The sequence below is a fragment of the Citrobacter sp. Cpa228 genome (assembly GCF_030333085.1).
GTDB classification, from domain to species: Bacteria; Pseudomonadota; Gammaproteobacteria; order Enterobacterales; family Enterobacteriaceae; genus Citrobacter; species Citrobacter pasteurii.
This window is the reverse complement of the sequence record NZ_JAOWGQ010000030.1, coordinates 109591-130116: the sequence shown is the minus strand read 5'-3', so window position 1 is coordinate 130116 and position 20526 is coordinate 109591. Positions and strand designations below refer to the sequence as shown.

The 20526-nt window shown below is 52.3% G+C and carries 20 protein-coding genes; 13 read left to right on the top strand and 7 right to left on the bottom strand.

What is annotated here, in order from left to right; translation table 11 throughout:
• Nucleotides 1-26: 26 nt before the first annotated feature.
• Nucleotides 27-1088 (top strand): 7-bladed beta-propeller protein YncE, encoded by a 1062-nt coding sequence (gene yncE, locus OGX91_RS00915; RefSeq protein ID WP_005126765.1) that lies wholly within the window; start codon nt 27-29, stop codon nt 1086-1088.
• Between the two features lie 136 nt (nt 1089-1224).
• On the top strand, nt 1225-1446 hold the full coding sequence (locus tag OGX91_RS00910; RefSeq protein ID WP_005126766.1) for a YgdI/YgdR family lipoprotein: 222 nt from the start codon (nt 1225-1227) through the stop codon (nt 1444-1446).
• Between the two features lie 44 nt (nt 1447-1490).
• On the opposite strand, the gene ansP is transcribed toward OGX91_RS00910, so the two are convergent.
• A complete protein-coding gene (ansP, locus tag OGX91_RS00905) occupies nt 1491-2933 on the bottom strand; it encodes an L-asparagine permease (protein ID WP_040231004.1) in 1443 nt (480 codons plus the stop codon).
• A gap of 278 nt (nt 2934-3211) precedes the next feature.
• Nucleotides 3212-4753 carry a methyl-accepting chemotaxis protein gene (locus tag OGX91_RS00900; protein WP_005126769.1) on the bottom strand — a complete coding sequence of 514 codons (1542 nt, stop codon included), beginning with the start codon at nt 4751-4753 and terminating at the stop codon, nt 3212-3214.
• 530 nt (nt 4754-5283) lie between these two features.
• Here OGX91_RS00900 and OGX91_RS00895 point away from each other — a divergent pair.
• Genes OGX91_RS00895 through OGX91_RS00870 form a run of 7 tightly spaced genes read left to right on the top strand, consistent with a single transcriptional unit; the run spans nt 5284 to nt 11898 of the window.
• Nucleotides 5284-6282 carry an MsnO8 family LLM class oxidoreductase gene (locus OGX91_RS00895; RefSeq protein WP_286625177.1) on the top strand — a complete coding sequence of 333 codons (999 nt, stop codon included), beginning with the start codon at nt 5284-5286 and terminating at the stop codon, nt 6280-6282.
• Nucleotides 6282-7403, top strand: coding sequence for an amidohydrolase (locus OGX91_RS00890; RefSeq protein WP_286625176.1), 1122 nt, complete (start codon nt 6282-6284; stop codon nt 7401-7403). The genes OGX91_RS00895 and OGX91_RS00890 overlap by 1 nt, the downstream gene beginning before the upstream one ends.
• Before the next feature lie 24 nt (nt 7404-7427).
• Nucleotides 7428-8741, top strand: coding sequence for an LLM class flavin-dependent oxidoreductase (locus OGX91_RS24140; RefSeq protein ID WP_199947020.1), 1314 nt, complete (start codon nt 7428-7430; stop codon nt 8739-8741).
• Between the two features lie 12 nt (nt 8742-8753).
• Entirely contained in the window at nt 8754-9686 is a 933-nt protein-coding gene (locus OGX91_RS24135; protein WP_005126773.1) for an ABC transporter substrate-binding protein, read from the top strand.
• A 9-nt stretch (nt 9687-9695) separates the two neighbouring features.
• Complete coding sequence (locus OGX91_RS00880) at nt 9696-10205, top strand: GNAT family N-acetyltransferase (RefSeq protein ID WP_005126774.1); 510 nt, start codon at nt 9696-9698, stop codon at nt 10203-10205.
• Between the two features lie 9 nt (nt 10206-10214).
• On the top strand, nt 10215-11141 hold the full coding sequence (locus OGX91_RS00875) for an amino acid ABC transporter permease (protein WP_199947021.1): 927 nt from the start codon (nt 10215-10217) through the stop codon (nt 11139-11141).
• Nucleotides 11125-11898 (top strand): amino acid ABC transporter ATP-binding protein, encoded by a 774-nt coding sequence (locus OGX91_RS00870; protein WP_005126776.1) that lies wholly within the window; start codon nt 11125-11127, stop codon nt 11896-11898. The genes OGX91_RS00875 and OGX91_RS00870 overlap by 17 nt, the downstream gene beginning before the upstream one ends.
• 36 nt (nt 11899-11934) lie before the next feature.
• On the opposite strand, the gene OGX91_RS00865 is transcribed toward OGX91_RS00870, so the two are convergent.
• Together OGX91_RS00865 and OGX91_RS00860 are read right to left on the bottom strand one after the other, a co-directional pair.
• Nucleotides 11935-12924 carry a zinc-dependent alcohol dehydrogenase family protein gene (locus OGX91_RS00865; RefSeq protein WP_005126779.1) on the bottom strand — a complete coding sequence of 330 codons (990 nt, stop codon included), beginning with the start codon at nt 12922-12924 and terminating at the stop codon, nt 11935-11937.
• Nucleotides 12925-13013: 89 nt separating this feature from the next.
• Nucleotides 13014-13943 (bottom strand): LysR family transcriptional regulator, encoded by a 930-nt coding sequence (locus OGX91_RS00860; RefSeq protein ID WP_286625172.1) that lies wholly within the window; start codon nt 13941-13943, stop codon nt 13014-13016.
• Between the two features lie 120 nt (nt 13944-14063).
• Between OGX91_RS00860 and OGX91_RS00855 the strand changes: the two genes are divergently transcribed.
• The gene (locus OGX91_RS00855; protein ID WP_286625171.1) at nt 14064-14681 is read left to right on the top strand and encodes a glutathione S-transferase family protein; all 618 of its coding nucleotides are present in this window, start codon (nt 14064-14066) and stop codon (nt 14679-14681) included.
• A 69-nt stretch (nt 14682-14750) separates the two neighbouring features.
• Here the strand turns inward: OGX91_RS00855 and OGX91_RS00850 are convergent, their stop codons facing one another.
• Both OGX91_RS00850 and OGX91_RS00845 read right to left on the bottom strand, forming a co-directional pair.
• The gene (locus OGX91_RS00850) at nt 14751-16061 is read right to left on the bottom strand and encodes an MFS transporter (protein WP_040231023.1); all 1311 of its coding nucleotides are present in this window, start codon (nt 16059-16061) and stop codon (nt 14751-14753) included.
• A gap of 75 nt (nt 16062-16136) precedes the next feature.
• On the bottom strand, nt 16137-17333 hold the full coding sequence (locus OGX91_RS00845) for an L-talarate/galactarate dehydratase (RefSeq protein WP_286625170.1): 1197 nt from the start codon (nt 17331-17333) through the stop codon (nt 16137-16139).
• 271 nt (nt 17334-17604) lie between these two features.
• Here OGX91_RS00845 and OGX91_RS00840 point away from each other — a divergent pair, with 271 nt between their 5' ends.
• Together OGX91_RS00840 and pptA are read left to right on the top strand one after the other, a co-directional pair.
• On the top strand, nt 17605-18657 hold the full coding sequence (locus tag OGX91_RS00840) for a LacI family DNA-binding transcriptional regulator (protein ID WP_502873325.1): 1053 nt from the start codon (nt 17605-17607) through the stop codon (nt 18655-18657).
• Nucleotides 18658-18691: 34 nt separating this feature from the next.
• On the top strand, nt 18692-18919 hold the full coding sequence (pptA, locus tag OGX91_RS00835; protein WP_005126786.1) for a tautomerase PptA: 228 nt from the start codon (nt 18692-18694) through the stop codon (nt 18917-18919).
• A gap of 28 nt (nt 18920-18947) precedes the next feature.
• Here pptA and OGX91_RS00830 read toward each other — a convergent pair whose 3' ends face one another.
• Nucleotides 18948-19520, bottom strand: coding sequence for a flavin reductase family protein (locus tag OGX91_RS00830; protein WP_005126787.1), 573 nt, complete (start codon nt 19518-19520; stop codon nt 18948-18950).
• Between the two features lie 158 nt (nt 19521-19678).
• On the opposite strand from OGX91_RS00830, the gene nhoA reads away from it, so the two are divergent.
• Nucleotides 19679-20524, top strand: coding sequence for an N-hydroxyarylamine O-acetyltransferase (gene nhoA / locus OGX91_RS00825; protein ID WP_005126788.1), 846 nt, complete (start codon nt 19679-19681; stop codon nt 20522-20524).
• The last annotated feature ends 2 nt before the right edge of the window (nt 20525-20526 follow it).

The window sequence follows — 20526 nt, the reverse complement described above, 5'->3', positions numbered from 1 at the left end:
AAATGAATTTATCTAAGGGAGTCGTCATGTCTTTACGTCATCTGTTTTCACCGCGTCTGCGTGGTTCTTTACTGTTAGGTTCACTGCTGGTTGCATCATCATTTAGCACGCAGGCTGCGGAAGAACTGCTGCGCAAAGGCGTAGGTAAAGGCGCCTACGAAATGGCGTACAGCCAGCAGGAAAACGCACTGTGGCTGGCCACCTCGCAGAGTCGTAAGCTGGATAAAGGTGGGATAGTTTACCGTCTTGATCCGGTTACGCTTGAAGTGACTCAGGTTATTCATAACGATCTCAAACCGTTTGGCGCGACCATCAATAACGCGACGCAAACGTTGTGGTTTGGTAATACCGTGAATAGCGCGGTGACGGCGATTGATGCGAAAAGCGGTGAGGTGAAAGGGCGCCTGGTACTGGATGCGCGTAAACGTTCTGAAGACGTCCGTCCGCTGCAGCCTCGTGAACTGGTCGCTGATGACGCCACCAACAAGGTATACATCAGCGGAATTGGTAAGGAGAGCGTGATTTGGGTTGTGGACGGTGAGACGGTCAAACTTCAGGACACGATTCAAAATACCGGTAAAATGAGCACCGCGCTGGCCGTCGACAGCAAGGCTAAACGCCTGTATACCGCCAATGCCGATGGTGAATTCATTACCATCGATACCGCCACTAACAAAGTCCTCAGCCGCAAAAAGCTGCTGGACGATGGCAAAGAGCACTTCTTCATTAACCTGAGCCTGGACACGGCGGGTAACCGCGCATTTGTCACTGACTCTAAAGCGGCAGAAGTGCTGGTAGTCGACACCCGTAACGGCAACGTGCTGGCAAAAGTTGCCGCACCGGAATCTCTGGCCGTACTGTTCAACCCGACACGCAATGAAGCCTATGTAACCCACCGTCAGGCCGGTAAAGTCAGCGTGATCGACGCGAAAAGCTATAAAGTGGTTAAAACCTTCGATACCCCGACGTTCCCAAACAGCCTGGCGCTCTCTGCCGATGGCAAAACCCTGTACGTAAGTGTGAAACAGAAATCCACACGCGAGCAGGAAGCGACTCAACCGGACGATGTTATTCGTATCGCCCTGTAATTATTCGGAGGGGGCAACCCCTCCTGTCATTTCTCTATACTCCACGATACGCCTCGTTACATCCCATCGGTAGCCTGACAAACTTCAGGGACTTACACTACGCCCTCAACGGCTAACTGAATAACACGGGAATACCATGAAAAAGCCATTAATCTGTCTTTGTGCGGGCGTAATGCTGTTTACGCTGGCTGGCTGTAGCACCGATTACGTCATGACGACGAAAAGCGGACAAACGATTACCACCCAGGGTAAACCAAAACTGGATAAAGATACGGGAATGACCAGCTATACCGATCAGGACGGGAATGCGCGGGAAATTAACAGCAATGATGTTGCTCAGCTAATTGAAGCAAACTAAGTCGCTCAAACGGGTAGGCCAGAAATCTGACCTACCTTAAAGCGTTACGGCGCGGTACGGTGGATTTCCGCGACGCGTTTACGTACACCAAACCAGCCAGCGACCAGCAGAATGGCAATCAGCGGTAATGAGGCGATAGTGTAGGTCCCATTCGGATAGTCAAACGCCATCAGCACCAGCACAGCCAGTAAAAACAACAGTGTTAACCAGGACGTAAACGGCGCACCGGGCAGTTTGAAGTGAACGTCTGCCGCTTTGCCATCTTTAATGGCCCGACGCAGACGCATCTGGCACACCATAATGAAGGCCCACGATGCAATGATGCCCAGCGAGGCAAAGTTAAGCACGATCTCGAACACCTGCGAAGGCACCAGATAGTTGAGGAAAACCCCGACGACGTACACGACAAGCGTGGCAAGTATCCCGGCATAAGGTACGTGTTGACGGCTCATTTTGGCCATAAATTTTGGCGCAGAACCGCCCATCGACATTGAGCGCAAAATACGGCCAGTGCAGTACAAACCCGAGTTGAGGCTGGAAAGCGCAGCGGTAAGCACCACGATATTCATAATACTGCCAATATAGGGAACGCCGAGTTTGGAAAAGAAGGTAACAAACGGGCTTTGACCTGCCTGATAGGCATTCCACGGTAACAGCATGACCAGCAACACCACTGAACCCACATAGAACAGGCCAATTCGCCAGATAACGCTGTTAATCGCTTTTGGCACCATCGTTTGCGGATCTTTGCACTCACCCGCCGCAGTGCCTACCAGTTCAATGGAAGCAAATGCAAAGACGACGCCCTGTACCAGTACCAGCGCTGGCAGCAGGCCATGTGGGAAAAAACCACCGTTGTCGGTGATCAGATGAAAGCCCGTGGCGTTACCATCGAGCGGTTTTCCCGAGCCTAAAAAGACAGTCCCGACGACCAGGAAGATAACGATAGCCAGCACTTTGACCAGTGCAAACCAGAACTCCATCTCCGCAAACCACTTTACGCCGATCATGTTCATGGTGCCGACAATCGCCAGCGCGCCGAGGGCAAACACCCATTGCGGTACATCACCAAATGCGCCCCAGTAGTGCATATACAAGGCCACGGCTGTGATATCCACGATTCCGGTCATCGCCCAGTTGATGAAGTACATCCAGCCAGCCACATAGGCCGCTTTCTCACCTAAAAATTCGCGGGCATAAGAGACAAAGCTGCCGCTGGAAGGGCGGTGTAAAACCAGTTCACCGAGGGCCCGCAGAATGAAGAATGAAAAAATACCGCAGACCAGATAGACCAGTGCTAAAGCCGGTCCGGCCATTTGTAAACGTGCACCAGCCCCTAAAAATAACCCGGTACCAATAGCACCGCCAATGGCGATCATTTGTACCTGCCGGTTACCCATCGCTTTGTGATACCCCTCTTCGTGAGCATTCAACCAGCGTCGTTTCGCCGCGTGTTGTTCCGCGGCTTGCGTGTTGTGTGTGTTCATTACGTTTCCTGTTAACCTGACTAATTTACAAAATCCTTTTTGCCGCAGCAGCTGCAGCGAAAACAGCGTTACCCTTCATTGTGTTACCGTGGGAAAACTGTCGGCCGAGCATCCTACATTCAATTGAGAAGTGACGCAAAGCCTGGACACGGGGAAGTGGGGGGGTTCTGTGACCTGAATTGACGGGATGTGGACTCGATTCAGTAAAAATAGAGGCGGTGGGGAAATGCGAAGGAATGCGCTCATCCTGATCGTCAGCAGAATGAGCGCTATTTGCCTTATGCCGACACGCCAAAGACCTGCACGGCTTGCTGCAATCGCGATGAGCGCTGCGTTAAATCGGCAGTCGCGTCAGTGACACGCTCCACCATCTCGGCATTATTGTGCGTCATGGTACCAACACGCGAAATGGAATCATTAATCAGATCCAGCGCCTGGGTTTGCTCCCGCGTTGCCAGACTAATGTCTTTAATCATCATCGACATCTGTAATACATCGCTGATCATCCCGGTGAGATGCGTTTCTGTCTGTTCAACCATTTTTACACCGGTATTGACGTTAGCGACGTTCTTCTCAATAAGCTGTTTGATCTCTTTTGCCGCTGATGCAGAGTGTTGCGCAAGATTGCGCACCTCCGCGGCCACGACGGCAAAACCACGCCCTGACTCTCCGGCACGCGCCGCCTCAACAGCCGCGTTGAGCGCCAGAATATTTGTCTGGAAGGCGATGCTATCAATTACGCCAATAATGTCGACAATCTGACCATTATCACGAGAGATCGCCTGCATCATGGCGATAGTTTGTTTCATAATATCGCCGCCTTCAGCGGCATTGGTGCTGGTTTTATCGGCCATCGTCATGGTATGCGCCGCCGTCTCTGCAGTTTGCTGCACTGCACTACCAATTTCTTCGATGGCGGCAGCGGTTTGCTGAAGATCCGCGGATGTTTCTTCAGAACGTGTATGCAGCGCGATACCTTCTTTAGAAACGCGTTGGCTGATGGCCTGAATCCCGGATATTTGCGTACTGACGTCATCAACCAGTGAATTTAGATTAAGTCCGGACTGATTAACCAGTCGCATTAACATGCCGATTTCATCTACGCGATTTAAATGGCAGTTATCGGGTTTTCGCCCGGATACGACTTTCTTCATTTGAGTCAATAGTGTATTAACTGGCTGACAAATTTGGTACTTAAGGTAAATGGCAAATAACAGAAATAACGCCAGTAAACCGCCGGATTGAATAAAGTGATTTACGGGGGCGAAGATTAATAACAAAGAGATCAGGGTAACTACTCCCAAAGCATAATTGACGCGTTGACTAATACTCAACCATTTAAACATTGACGTCCATGCCAATATGCCACGGCGAATGATAATACCCTTAAAAAGACGGAACCCGCTAAGTTGTTGATTATTTATTTTTTCATACAACTGCTCACTCTGAGATATTTCGTCTCGCGAAGGAACAGTACGCACTGAGATGTAACCCGTTAACTTTTCATTGTGCCAAACGGGCGTGACGTTGGCGCGTACCCAGTAGTGGTCACCGTTTTGACGCCGGTTTTTCACCATTCCTGTCCAACTGTCACCCTGCTGCAACGTGTACCACATGTCAGCAAACGCAGCTGGAGGCATATCCGGATGGCGAATAATATTATGCGGTTCACCCATTAATTGACTTTCGTTAAAACCACTGGCATCGATAAACGCGGAGTTTGCATAGGTAATATGACTCTCTTTATCTGTCGTCGATAGTAGCGTCGCTTTACCGTTAAGTGTGTGCTCAATTTGTGTAACGGGCATGTTACTTTTCATAAAGGCCCCATGATGGTATGTATAATTCATACAAAGATCCCCGTAATAATACCAGGGGATATTAAAAAGCTGTTTTAAACCATTTTAATAAGAAACGCTGCATTCTCTACTAATCATCAGTTCTGTGAAAGTATTTAAAATAAAAAAATTAATGCGTGGAATCCATGTCTCTTTCATAAAAATGAAACAATTAATACAAGCGCATAACACAGGCAGGTATTTAGTCTGACTTAAATTAAATTAATTGCTGAACGCGTGCGTAAAAATAAATCAAACGAAAAGGATGTTGCCGTCTTTACAGTATCAATAAAAAACCTATTATATTTTGTAGTATGCAAATACAAGTCATTTTTTCTGCATTGTGCCGCGTTCAAAACCGGAAGTTTGATTCCTGTTGGTATGAAGGTTATCCCTGACTGCTTCGGGGTTGGTTATCTGTTTTTTAGCTGAGCAAATGTGAATTAAATGTTTCTATATGGTTATTTGATAATTTAATAATACTGACATGTTAACAAATATAGGCCTGCAACATGTCATACCGCCTGAGTATTCTGGATAAAAGCCCCATCGGGGAAGGTGAAACTGCCGCAACCGCACTGGCCCGCACGCTGCGCCTGGCACAACGCGCAGAAGAGTGGGGATATCATCGTTTTTGGATAGCTGAGCATCACAATACGCCGCAACTTGCCAGCCCATCACCGGAACTGGTGATCGCCTGGATACTGGGACAAACCCAGCGCATTCGCGTGGGTTCTGGTGGCGTCATGCTGCAACACTATAGCCCCTACAAAGTAGCGGAAAACTTTAATCTTCTGGCCTCACTGGCGCCGGGACGTGTCGATCTTGGGGTTGGCAAAGCGCCAGGCGGCTTACCGCTGTCAACGCAGGCATTGCAGTTGGGTCTTCATCAGGAAGAAAAAGGCAGTTTCGCTGATCAGCTTGCTCAGCTGAACGCCTGGCTGGCGCTGACCGGGACAGAAAGCGGGCAGACGGTATTCCCGACACCGCTCCCGCCTGCACCGCCACAAAGATTTGTGCTGGGCGCGAGCGTAGAAAGTGCACGCCTGGCGGCAGAGTCTGACTGGAACTTTATTTTCGCGGCGCACCTGAACGGCGATAAAGCGTTACTGCATGATGTCCTGAGCTTCTGGCAGGCCAACAGTTCACGTCCAACGATTGTCGCCGTGCAGGTTATTGTGGCTGACAGCAGTGATATGGCTGCGCAACTGGCGGAAGATGTACAAATCTGGGGCGTCGAGTTGGAGGATGGACAACGCGTCACCGTCGCCAGCGAAGAGCAGGCGCTGGCTTTCGCTGCGCAGGCGGGCAGCGCACCACGAACAATTGCCCGGCGTGAGCAGGCGTTACTGCAGGGTAGTGCCCAGGAGGTGGTGGCAACACTGCGTTCACTGCAGGTGCAATACGGTATTGATGAATTCATTATCGATACGCCGGTGGCCGAAGGTCAGGCGCGCCTGACATCGTTACGCCTGTTAGCGCAAGCCCATAGCACGATGGAGGTTGTCTGATGTCATTAGCCTCACAGCTTATCGACTGGCGTCGCGAGCTACATCAGCACCCGGAGCTGTCTCTCCAGGAAGTGGCGACAACAGCGCGTATTCGTGACTGGTTGCATGCTGCAGATGTCACTCTATTGCCGTTCAATCTGAAAACCGGAGTGGTTGCCGAAATCGGTCAGGGAGAAAATGTCATCGCGCTACGAGCGGATATCGATGCGTTACCGATAGAAGAAAGCGCCGATGTGCCGTTTCGCTCCCTCACGCCGGGAGTGATGCACGCCTGCGGGCACGATGTTCACACTAGCGTGATGCTCGGCGCCGCACTGTTACTTAAGCAGGAAGAAAACACACTACCGGGACGCGTGCGTATTTTGTTTCAGCCAGCTGAAGAGAGTTTCGGCGGCGCAAAAACGCTGATCCGCGCCGGAGCCCTGCAAAATGTGGCCGCGATCTTTGGCATGCACAACGAGCCCGGGTTGGAGGTAGGTGATTTTGCCACACGCGGCGGCGCATTTTATGCCAATGTCGATCGCTTCGTGCTGCGCATTAATGGCAAGGGCGCACATGCGGCGCGTCCGCATGAAGGCAAAGATGCCATCCTGCTCGCCAGTCAGCTGGTAACGGTGCTGCAAAGCGTTGCCAGTCGCGACGTTAACACGCTGGATTCAGTCGTGCTCAGCGTCACCCGCATTCAGGGCGGAAATACATGGAACGTGCTGCCTGAGTCCGTTGAGCTGGAAGGAACGCTCCGGACGCACCGTACGCAGGTGCAGCAGCAGGTTAAAAATCGGGTCAACGATATCGCAGCCGGATTTGCCCACGCCTTTGGCGCTCAAATCGACGTAATCTGGCATGCGGGACCGACCGCACTGGTGAACGACTCACGCTGGGCAGAGATTGCTACCGAAGTGGCAAAAAACTCCGGTTACACCACGCACTATGCCGACCTGCATATGGGCGGAGAAGACTTTGCCGTCTATCTGCAAAATACGCCCGGCGCATTTGTCAGTATTGGCAGCGCCAGTGAATATGGATTACATCATCCGGGATTTAATCCAGACGAACGTTTAATTGAACCTGCCGCACACTATTTTGTACATTTAGCAAAAACGGCATTCGCACACCTTTAATTTACCTGTTGGGTAGGGATTATTATGGCTGGAAATCGACAACTACGGCTCGGCACGATTCTGCATGGCGCATCGGGAAATATGTCCGCATGGCGTCATCCGAAGGCTCAGGCCGATGCCAGCATTAATTTTGATTTTGTCAAAGAGACGGCGCTTATTGCGGAAAAAGGAAAGCTGGATTTTATTTTTGTCGCCGACGGACTGTATATTAATGAAAAATCAATTCCGCATTTTTTAAATCGTTTTGAACCGCTCACGGTATTATCCGCTTTGGCGAGCATAACCAAAAATCTGGGACTGGTGGGCACGGTATCTACGTCATACAGCGAGCCATTTACGACCGCACGGCAGTTCGCCAGCCTGGACCATCTCAGCCAGGGGCGCGCCGGGTGGAATGTGGTGACAACGCCATTGGAAGGCTCGGCAAAAAACTATTCGCGGGCGCAGCACCCGGAACATGCCCAGCGTTATCGCATTGCCGATGAATATTTACAGGTGGTGAAAGGCCTGTGGGATTCCTGGGAAGACGATGCGTTTACCCGTAATAAAGCGAGCGGTGAATTCTTTAACCCCCAAAAGCTGCACACACTCAATCATCATGGTGATTATTTTCAGGTGGCCGGCCCCTTAAATATTGGCCGTACGCCGCAGGGACGACCAATTATATTTCAGGCTGGGGCATCTGAAGATGGTAAAAAATTAGCGGCGCAGCATGCTGACGCTATTTTTACTCATCAGGCGTCGCTGGCAGAGGCCAAAGCGTTTTATCAGGATGTAAAAAGCCAGCTCGAAACTAGCGGGCGACATGCCGAACAACTGCATATATTCCAGGGTGTCAGCGTTATTGTGGGCGACAGCGAACAGGACGTTGAACAGCAATATCAAACCACCTCCGCGCTGGTCTCCATCACCGACGCGCTGAATTACCTGGGACGCTATTTTGAACATCATGATTTTAGCCAGTACCCGCTGGACGCACCGTTCCCGGATCTTGGCACCCTCGGGGAAAACAGTTTTCGCAGTACCACTGACGAGATCAAGCGCAATGCGCGGGAACGGGGATTAACCCTGCGTCAGGTGGCGCAGGAAGCTGCCAGTCCACGTCCACGTTTTAGCGGAACACCGGCGCAGGTTGCTGATGGTCTGCAGCAGTGGTTCGAGGAGCAAGCCGCCGATGGTTTCATCATTCAGGGGGGCACGCCAGATACCTTCCCACGGTTTGTCGAACAGGTTATTCCCGTGCTTCAGGCGCGCGGTTTATTTCGCCACGACTATCCCGGTACGACTCTGCGCGCAAGCCTGGGATTAGCGACACCTGCAAATCAATTCACACAATAAGAGAAAAACGCTATGCAGAAAAAATCACTACTTCTTGCGCTGTCACTGGCTTTCAGCGCGACAGTCTGGGCAAATGACGTCACCATCAACGGTACCGGCGTGAGCCTGGAGGCCAATAAAACGCCGATCAACACAGCAAAAAATCCGCAGGCGATTGCACAGTTGCCCACCAACCTGCACCTTGCTGTACCGGGTAAATTCACGGTCGCTATCGCCGGGCTGAGCCAGCCGCCGCTGACCGTGTTTGCCGATGATAATAAAACGCTCATCGGCAGCGAAGCGGACATCGCACGTCTGGTGGCCGACAGCCTGGGGCTGGAGTTGAACGTGGTGCCCACCTCATGGGAGGACTGGCCGCTGGGTGTGGCTTCCGGCAAATATGATGCCGCGATCAGCAATATTACCGTCACCAAAGCGCGCAAAGAAAAATTCGATTTTGCGACGTATCGGAAAGATTCCCTTGGTTTTTACGTCAAAACCGGCAGCAAGCTGAAGAAAATAGAGCAGGCGGAAGATATTGCCGGTCTGCGTATCATCGTCGGTTCGGGGACGAACCAGGAAGCTATCCTGCTGGCGTGGAACGAAGAGAACCTGAAGAAAGGATTGCCCGCATTTACGCCGGTGTATACCAAAGATGATGCTGCTCAGACGCTGGCGCTACAGTCAGGTCGTGCCGATGCCTATTTCGGTCCTAACGTTATCGGCGCGTGGAAAGCTGCGCTCAACGGCAAAACGCAACTGGTGGGCAGCGTTGATGGCGGTTGGCCAAAAGCGGCACATATTGCCGTGACGCTGAAAAAAGACAGCGGTCTGGTTCTGCCGGTACAAACCGCGCTCAACGGTGTGATCGGCAATGGCGACTATGACAAGGTGCTGAACCGCTGGGGCGAAGGCGTGGAGCGCATTCCGCAATCTGAAATCAATCCGGCTGGTTTAGGCGACTAAGGGGGCTACGTGAGCGATCAATTCCGCGTTGTTTCGCCTGAAGCGGCAGAACTGCAGCCAATCCTTAACGGACTGTTTGGTGAGTATGCCGCCCGCTATGGTGATTATTTTTCCCGTGATGCTGAAGTGGAGCTAACCGAATGGTATCTGGCGCCGCAGGGGATCTTTGTGGTGCTGGAGCGCGGCGGCAAGATTATTGCTACCGGAGCCTACAAACCTTATGACCAGGACACGGCTGAGATTAAACGTATCTGGACCCAGAGCACCCTGCGTAAGCAGGGGCTGGCGGCACGCGTGGTACAGGAACTGGAGCGACGGGCGCTACTGGCAGGCTACAGTCGTATCTACCTGACCACCGGTTTTCGTCAGCCGGAGGCGGTTCAGCTGTACTTAAGTCAGGGCTACGATCCGCAATTTGATATTGCGCGGGATCCCGAAGAGTACAGCCAGCCACCGTTTGACGGACGGCTGCGCTTTACCAAACTGTTGACTGTCGCCGGTCAGGCGAGAATTGCCTGAGGAGAAAAGATGAAAACGACGGAAACCATCAAAGTCGTCCCGGCACGTTATCCGCTGCGCACCGTAGGGGCGATTATTGCCCTGTTTGTACTGGCGGTGATTGTCCAGTCGGTGGCGTTTAATCCGCGCTGGGAGTGGGGCGTGTTTACCCGCTGGTTCTTCGATCCGGTGATTTTGTCTGGTCTTGGACAAACGCTGCTGCTGACGCTCATCGGCACGCTGCTGAGTATCATGTTCGGTGGCCTGCTGGCACTGGCCCGGCTCTCCTCATCCTGGTTGTTGAATAGCCTGGCATGGGGATACATCTGGCTGTTTCGCTCGTTGCCGCTGATCGTGGTGCTGATCATTTTGTATAACTTCTCGTATCTGTACGACACGCTGGCGATTGGCATTCCGTTTACCAACGTTCAGTGGGGCAGTTTCGCGACCATCAATGTACTGGGTCAGTTTTCCACTGCGGTGGTAGGTCTGACGCTGGTGCAAAGTGCTTATACCGCAGAAATTATTCGCGGCGGGTTTCTTGGGGTTGATCATGGTCAGTACGAAGCCGCAGCCGCGCTGGGTCTACCGGCCTGGCGGCGTACGCTGCGCATAATCCTGCCGCAGGCGCTGCGTACCATTTTGCCTGCCGGGTTCAATGAGATTATCAGTCTGGCGAAAGGTACGGCGATGGTTTACGTGCTGGCGATGCCGGAACTGTTTTACACCATCCAGATGATCTACAACCGCACCCAGGAGGTGATCCCACTGCTGATGGTCGGAGCCGTGTGGTATCTGGTGATCACCAGCGTTTTGTCATTAATTCAGCACCTGGTTGAACGCGCGCTGGCACGCAGTGAACGACGATCCGCTATTAACACCGCCCGGGTAAGTCGCGCAGTTAAACGCGACCGTCAAATTTCGTCGCAGGAGACCGTCCATGTCCCACTCGCCTGAAGGCCATATTTCCATTACCGGCGTCAGCAAGTACTTCGGTCGCCATAAAGCGCTCGATGACGTGTCGCTGGAGATCCCTCCCGGTACGGTAACGGTGATTCTCGGGCCATCGGGGTCGGGGAAATCTACGTTATTGCGAACCATTAACCATCTTGAGCGCGTTGACGAAGGCTTTATTCAAATCGATGGCGACTATATCGGCTATCGTCGGCAGGGAGACAAGCTGTATGAGCTGAAAGAAGCTGAAATCCTGCGCCAGCGCGTCAACGTGGGCTATGTGTTTCAGAACTTTAATTTGTTCCCGCATTTGACGGTGCTGGAAAATCTGATTGAAGCGCCAATAGCCCACGGGCTGGCATCGCGTAAAGCCGCTACCGAACGGGCATTAACGCTGCTTGATGCGGTTGGGCTGCGAAATAAAGCCGATGCCTGGTCGCGTCACCTGTCCGGCGGACAGCAGCAGCGTATTGCCATCGCTCGTGCGCTGGCGTTGAATCCGCGCGTGATGCTGTTTGATGAACCGACTTCCGCACTCGATCCTGAACTGGTGGGCGAAGTCCTGGATGTCATCAAAGCGCTGGCAAAGTCCGGCACGACGCTGGTGGTGGTGACGCACGAGATTGGTTTTGCCCGGGAAGTCGCGGATCAGGTGGTGTTTATGGTTGATGGCAAAATCGTCGAACAGGGCAGCAGCGAGCAGGTGCTGAATCATCCGCGTCATACGCGCACGCAGCAGTTTTTGTCGAAAGTGTTGTGAGGGTAATTTGCGGCACAAGGCTGTGCCGCACAGGGGTTACAGGGTGACGACGATTTTGCCCACCTGACCGTTAGCTTCCATGTACTGATGCGCGTTGACAATGTCATCAAAAGCGAAGGTTTTATCAATCAGTGGCTTGAGCTGACCGGATTGCAGTCCTTCAACGATAAACCGTTTCGCACGTGACAGTTTTTCCGGATCCGTAGTGATTTCGAAAATCTCATAACCACGAAAGGTCAGATGGCGACCGAGGATCTCAATTACCGGAATCGATAAATCACGCGCATCAAGAGAGCCATACTGGAAAAAGAGTCCGCCGGCAGGCATCACCTGGGCAATTTTTGCCACGCCAGGGCCACCGACCGGGTCGAAGACCACGCGGGTGCCTTTGCCGTCAGTGATCCGGTTAATCTCCGCCACCAGATCCTGCTCCTGGCTGGCGATAACCTCTGCCGCGCCAAGTTGCAGAAGCTGGGCACGTTTCTCACTGGTACGCGTCATCGCAATCGGTTTTGCCCCGAGCATATTGGTTATCTGTATCGCTGCCAGCCCGACGCTGCTGGAAGCGGCATTGATCAACACGTTATCGCCGGGTTTAATATCACCGTATTCCACCAGCGCGCCGAATGCGGTGGTATACATCATCCAGCTCGCCGCGGCTTCCTCGAAGCTAAGATTCTCGGGATGTTTTACGACAGCGTGGGCTGGAGCATTGACGACTTCACCGTACATACCATACTCATGGAAGCTGAACGCCGGGATGACGCTGACGCTATCGCCGGGCGCAAACTCACGCACGTTGTCTCCCACGGATTCAACAACGCCGGAAGCCTCATAGCCCAGACGCGCCGGGAATTTGGGTTGGTAAATATACTGGCCGGTACGATACATAATTTCCGCCCGGTTAATGCCGATTGCGCGTACGCGTATCTGAACTTCATCCGCACGAGGAGCCGGAACCGGCATATCCTGGAGTGTCAGAACCTCAGCGTCGCCTCGTTGATTAAAAACCACGACCTTTGACATAGCAAACCTCTGTAAATTGTTCTGTATTGGGTCTGCACAATTTAACGGCTCAGATGAGGGTGAAAAACCGCCGTTGCGGAACTTAACTATTACTCAGATTGTAATAATCCCTGCAGGCGCGTTTTTTGCTCAGTAAAAAGCGCACACAACCAGTCAATAAACACCCGCACGCGTGGGGCAAGATGACGCCTGCTCGGGTAGAGCACGGAAACGGGTTTTGCTTCCCCCGCATAGTCACCCAGCACCTCAACGAGCTTGCCCGACTGGATCCAGGGAGCCAGTACCGCGTGTACACCGCGGATGATACCGAGTCCGGATAAACAGCCTGTCAAAAGGATGTCGGAGTTATCAACGCTGATGTGACCTGTGGGGATGAACGACACGGTTTCACCCTCACGGACGAAGGACCATTCCAGCGCTTCACGATGACGTTCACTGAAAAAGTTAAGTGCCTGATGTCGGGATAAATCCTCTGGCGTCTGCGGTACGCCGTGTTTTTGCAAATAGTCCGGGGATGCGCATGTCACCATTTTTACCTCGCCAAGCCGTCGTGAAACCAGAGAAGAGTCTTGTAACTCGCCAATGCGAATCATGCAGTCGATACCTTCGGCAAGCAGATCGATTCTGCGGTCGGTGGAGGTGAGGACAATCTCAATATCCGGGTAACGCGACTGGAAATCGTTCAGGGCCGGGACTAATACAGAATGCGCCAGCGACAGGGGGGCATTCACCCTGAGTTTTCCGCGCGGAGGGCGAGTGGGGGAGAAAGAGGCCATGATGTCATCAACATCACCGAGTAATATTTTTGTGCGCTGATAAAAAGCGTCGCCCTCATCCGTCAGACTCACTTTGCGGGTGGTACGGTTAAGCAGCTTTACGCCCAAATCATCTTCAAGATGTTGAATCGCTTTGGTTACAGCAGGGCGATGCAGGTGTAACACATCGGCGGCTTTGGCAAATCCCCCTTGCTCCACGACCTGCACAAAAATGCTCATGTATTCAAACATACTCGAACGCATCTCTTATTCTCCTGATGTTGGTTCTGGCACGGATATTGTTATTATGAGAGTAATAATGATGACTGCATAGATTCACGCATGCTGCTCTACACTTAGGGTTTTAACATTGAGGGTTGCAGCATGATGAAAGTCTATGGGGTGCCGGGCTGGGGATCGGCCATCAGTGAAGTGATGCTTACACTGGCGGAGATCCCTTACACGTTTATTAATGTGGACGGCTTTGACAGCGACGGGCCTTCGCGGGCATTGCTAGAAAAAATGAATCCGCTGTGCCAGGTGCCCACACTGGTACTGGAAAATGGCAATGTGATGACGGAAACGGCGGCGATCGCGCTGATGATACTCGATCGTTGTCCTGAATTTGCGCCACCCGTTGGCCGCACCGAACGCCAACAGTTTCAGCGTCTGCTGATTTGGCTGGTGGCAAATGTCTCCCCCACGTTTACCTATGCTGATTATCCCGAACGCTGGGCGCCAGATGCTCCGGCGCAGTTGAAAAAGAGCTGTATTGAGTACCGTAAATCTCTTTATATGTGGCTGAACGAGCAGTTAAGCGCCGAGCCGTACGCCTTCGGCGAGCAGCTCACGTTGCTGGACGTTTATATTGCCGTTATGCGCACCTGGGGGCCCGGACATGACTGGTTCCAGGATAATACGCCGAATATTAGCGCCATCGCGGACGCAGTTTGTCAAATCCCGCGGCTGCGTACTGTCCTGAAAAGCAATAAGATTATTTGAATAAAAAAACGCTGTTCCGCAGGAGTGCAATTCCCGGAACAGCGGGCGAACTATCGCCATAAGTTTAAATTACGCAGCAGAAGGCGTCAGCGTAATACGATCCAACGGCCCCACGATAAACAGATAAGAAATCAGGCCAATCAGCCCCATCGAACCAACGTACAGAATGGCGTAATCAAATGACTGGGTATTCGCCAGAATCACGCCGATCACCAGCGGCGTAATGATACTTGCCATGTTGCCGCACATATTGAATACGCCGCCAGCAATGCCGAGCACCTCTTTAGGTGAGGTATCGCTGAGTACGCACCATCCCAGATTGCCAAAGCCTTTGGCGAAAAACGCCAGACTCATCGCGGCGATAACCACAAATTCTGATGAAGTATAATTGGCAATAACGATGACGCAGGAAAGTAACATTCCGCAGATAACCGGCAGCTTACGGGCGACAGTCAGACTGTAGCCGCGTTTTAGTAGCCAGTCGGAGAACACGCCACCTAATAATCCACCGATAAAACCGGCAATAGCAGGAATACTGGCGACAAATCCCACTTTGAGGATCGACATGCCTTTCGCCTGATACAGATAGGTAGGAAACCAGGTCAGGAAGAACCAGGTAATTGACGTCACGCAGAACTGCCCGATATAAACGCCAATCATCATGCGATTGACGCAGACGCTCTTAATTTGCGTAAAGGTAATTTTTTGCGGCTCTTTTTTATTGCCCAGTGACGGTTCACCACCGCCTTCCCGGATATAGTCAATTTCCTGTTGGTTTACCTTTGGATGATGCATAGGATCTCTGACCTTCACCAGCCAGAAGATGCCAAGAATAACGCCAATCGCACCAATGTAATAAAAAACAAAGTGCCAACTGAGATTATGCAAAATAATCGTCATGAGCGGCGTAATAATCCCTAACGAGATATATTGCGCGGCCTGATAAACTGAGGTGACAAAACCGCGTTCGTTATTCGGAAACCACTGCACGCTTAATCGGCTGTTGGCCGGAAAGGCCGGAGCCTCAATGGCCCCCATCAGTAATCGTAAGATAATCAATACGACCAGTGGGCTGGCGTACAGATAAATTGTGCCCTGGAACATGGTCACCAGCGACCAGCCAATCAGGGCGCAACCGTAAACCAGACGAGAACCGTAACGATCAAGTAGCCAGCCGCCAGGCAACTGCATAATGACATAAGAAATACCGAAAGCGGAAAAGGCCAGCCCCATTGCTTCAGGATCAAAACCTAATTCTTTGCTCATTATCGGAGCCACCACGGATAACGTCGCGCGATCGGCGTAATTAAATACGGTGGCAAGAAACAGAAATATCAGAATGCCGTAACGCACTTTTGTGCGCTTTATTATTGTGTTCATCACCCACTCCTTTCATAAGGTTGAGAGCGTTTCTGTAGGGGAAGAGGGCGGGTGTTATTTACCCGCCAAAGTCAATTAAGGACGTTTACCAAACTCGCAGGTTAATTGCGTCCAGCGGCGCGCTTGTTCACTGATGCTGAACCCCAGACCGTGACGGTCAGATACCCACATCCGCCCGTCGCGCAGCTCAAGCTGTTCATTAAATAGCGGGTTCAGCCATTCGAAATGTTCCAGCCATGGCTCAAGCGGATAAGCGGCGGACAGATGCAGGTGAACTTCCATAGCGAAGTGGGGAGCCAGTTTGCGTCCGTGTTTTGCCGCCAGGTCCATAATTTTGAGGAACGGAGAAATCCCGCCCACACGCGGCGCATCGGGCTGCACAAAATCACTGGCATTGCCGAGGATCAGTTGTTCATGTTCGCGGAAGCTGGTCAGCATCTCACCGGTAGCAATCGGGGTATCCAGTGCGGCGGCCAGTTGAGCGTGGCCTTCTACATCGTAGGCGTCGAGCGGCTCTTCAATCCAGATCAGATTGAACTGCTCCATTTTACGTCCCATGCGGATGGCGGTTTCCCGATCCCACTGCTGATTGGCATCAACCATCAGCGGGAAGTCATCACCCAGCGCTTCACGTACCGCGGTTAAGCGGCGAATATCCTCGGCGCAGTTTGGCTGACCGACCTTGAGTTTGATGCCGCCAATACCGTTTTCACGTGAAATAACCACGTTTTTGAGCACTTGATCCAGCGGCGTATGCAGGAATCCGCCGGAGGTGTTGTAGCACTGCACGGAGTCCCGATGCGCACCCAGCAGTTTTGCCAGCGGCAACCCTGCACGCCTGGCTTTCATATCCCATAAGGCGATATCGATAGGGGAGATAGCCTGAACCGCCATGCCGCTGCGCCCTACGGAAGCCCCAGCCCACAGCAGCTTGGTATAGATCTTGTCGATATCGTTTGGATCTTCGCCTAACAGGTTATCGGCAATTTCTTTGGCATGCGCGTAGATTCCCTGGCCGCCAGCCCGCTTGGAGTAACTAAATCCAACGCCTTCGAATCCGTCGCGACTGCGGATCTCGGCGATGATAATGGCAACTTCGGTTAAGGGTTTCTGGCGACCGGTCAGCACTTTGGCATCGCTTACCGGTGTTGCCAGAGGAAGGAAAGCCAGGGACAGCTTGACCCACTCGATACGGTCGCCAGTTTCTGCCGCGGTTTTTCCATTGGCCGATTTGGCATAGGTCACGGCATCGGAATTAGCGCTTAAAGGCATAGTATTTTCTCCTGGTGATAACAAATGATTGCGCTAACATTTTTAGTGTTGGCGCAATCAGTGCGCCAGTGAATTGATTGTGATTTGAACAATTGCTCACAAATATAGAGATGAAAGGGCGGAAACTTGTAAACAGCATCACATTCCAATACTTTATGGGAAAATGCACAACGTTATATGATGGCGCTATCATTTTGTTTGGTAATAATACGCTAAGCTGCTGTTTTCTCTGTGCTATGGTGGAGGGGCGCTGGCAATAGCCGAAATCATGATGAATAATGCCAGGGTAAATCAGCGATTTTTGACAAGGGCATCGACAGTGAAAAACGCCAGACCTCCGCGAGCACCCACGCTGGAAGATGTTGCCCGTACTGCAGGATTGTCACCCATGACGGTGAGCAGGGCGCTAAATAGCCCGCAGTTGGTGCGCCCGAAAACGGTGGAAAAAGTGATGCAGGCGGTACGCGCCACGGGGTATATCCCCAACGCGCTGGCCGGGGGGTTGGCGTCGCGTCGCAGCAAGCTTATCGCCGTGGTTGTCCCGCAAATTAATAACAATATGTTTGTCGATACCATCCAGTCATTAAGCGATGAACTGGCTGAACGCGGATACCACATCTTGCTCTGCGTATCAGGTTACACGCCGCAAACTGAAGCTGAGCTGGTGGCGACGCTGCTTTCTCGCCGCCCGGATGGCGTCGTGCTCACCGGTATCCATCATACCGTCGAGTTGAAAAAGGTGATTCTTAATGCGGCCATTCCGGTGGTGGAGATCTGGGATTTAACGCCAACGCCCATCGATATGCTGGTCGGTTTTTCACATGAAAAAGTGGGTCAGGCGGTGGCAGACTATTTGCTGAAAAAAGGTTATCGCCGTCCCGGTTTGCTATGGACAGCCGATCGCCGGGCCGGCCAGCGTAAACAAGGACTGTGCGATGCGCTGAGACGTCATGGTATTGCGGCTGACGCACTGGTAGATGTCCCGCTTCCGGCTTCTCTGGCATTGGGGCGCAGCGGGTTGACGCAGCTATTGGCTGATCACACTTTTGATGTCATTGTCTGTAGCTCAGATACCTTAGCCCAGGGGGCGATTATGGAAGCCGAAAGCCGTGGTTTACGCGTGCCGCAGGAGCTAGCGGTTATCGGTTTTGGCGATCTTGATTTTGCCGCCAGTAACCGGCCTGCTATCACCACAATCAGCGTCGACCGACGGGCCATTGGACAACGCGCGGCCTCGCTGCTTGCCGATCGTATCGAACAAATCCCGCGTGAAGACGATATTATTGATGTCGGATTTCACCTGGTTGAACGAGAGTCCGCATAAGTTACCTGCATCCCAAAACATTAAGGAATCTGCTATGCCGCACGTCGATATCAAATGTTTTCCTCGCTCCCTTACCAACGAACAAAAAACCGCGCTGGCGGCGGATATTACCGAGGTCATTATTCGTCATTTGCAAAGCAAAGACAGCTCGGTCAGCGTAGCGCTCAATGAAATTGAGCCTGACGCGTGGCAGGGCGTGTGGGATGCGGAAATCGCACCGCAGATGGACACGTTGATTAAAAAACCCGGCTACAGCATGTGAACGAGAACGGGCGATTATTGCGCCCGTATTATTCAGCCGCTGTTATACGTTTCCCGCTGGTGACAAACGTTCCGGCGCCAAGGTGATGCAAGGTATTGAGTTTGCCATCATCAAACTGCCAGCGTCCTTGCACAAATACCCGCTCATCGGCAGCGGCAGAAACCACTTCGCCAAACAAGGTATCATATTTGTCCTGGGCCGCTGTGGCAGGAAGCAGGCGGCATTCCATCCAGGCGAGACACTTGGCTTCTATTAGCGGTAATCCCAATACCGGGCCGTTGACCACCGGAATGCCGTAGCAGTTGAACTTATCTTCTATTCGGCCAGAAACACTCCCGACGGCATAGGTCCAGTTTGTCGCGGCAACCCCTGGAATCACAATACCAAATTGACCGCTACGCTCGATCAGTTCGCGCGACCAGGCGGTCTTGTCGACAACAATGGCCACCCGCGGTGGGTCAAATTCCACGGGCATTGACCACGCGGCCGCCATCACATTGCGCCGTTCTGTATTCGCATCACGGCTGGTTATCAAAATGGTGGGGCCGTGATTAAGCAGTCGGCTGGCGTGTTGTAATTCAACCGGACGAAAATGACTCATAGCGACTCCTCGACAACATAAAAATGACATCACAATAAACATAGATAGTAACGGGATTAGCGATTTTGTCGCCTCGCCGGGGTGAACAACGCACAAAATCGACGGCGTAAAAGTAAAAATGCGTTATAAGTACAACATTCAACAAACAGGAATCCCGTATGACGCCTTTTTTAAACGCTTATTTTGCCCGTATTGGCTGGTCAGATGTGCCCAACGCTGACATTGAAACGTTGAGAGCGCTGCATTTACTGCATAACGGTGCCATACCCTTTGAAAATCTTGATGTGCTGCTGCCGCGCGAAATGCAGCTTGACGATTTGTCCCTTGAAGAGAAGTTGGTTACTGCCCGCCGCGGTGGCTATTGCTTTGAACAAAATGGGGTATTTGAGCGGGCGCTACGCGAAATCGGTTTTAACGTACGCAGCCTGCTCGGTCGCGTGGTGCTGGCGAATCCGTCAAGCCTGCCGCCGCGCACGCATCGTCTGTTACTGGTTGAATTGCAGGGTGAACAGTGGATCGCCGACGTTGGATTCGGCGGACAAACGCTGACGGCACCGATTCGTCTGCAGGCCGACATTGAGCAGCAAACGCCACACGGCGAATATCGCCTGGTTCAGGAGGGGGACGACTGGATCCTGCAGTTCCGCCATCACGATCACTGGCAATCAATGTACCGATTCGATCTGGTGGTGCAACATCACAGCGATTATCTGATGGGCAATTTCTGGTCCGCGCACTGGCCGCAGTCGCATTTCCGCCACCATCTGCTGATGTGTCGCCATTTACCCGACGGCGGCAAGCTGACGTTGACCAATTTCCACTTTACTCATTATCAGGATGGTCACGCGGTAGAGCAGATTAATCTGCCTGACGTCGCCAGCCTGTATACGCTGTTGCAGGAACGGTTTGGACTGGGTGTAGATGACGTGAAGCATGGGTTTACCCTGGATGAGCTGGCGACGGTTATGGCGGCGTTTGATACGCATCCGGAGGCGGGGAAATAAGG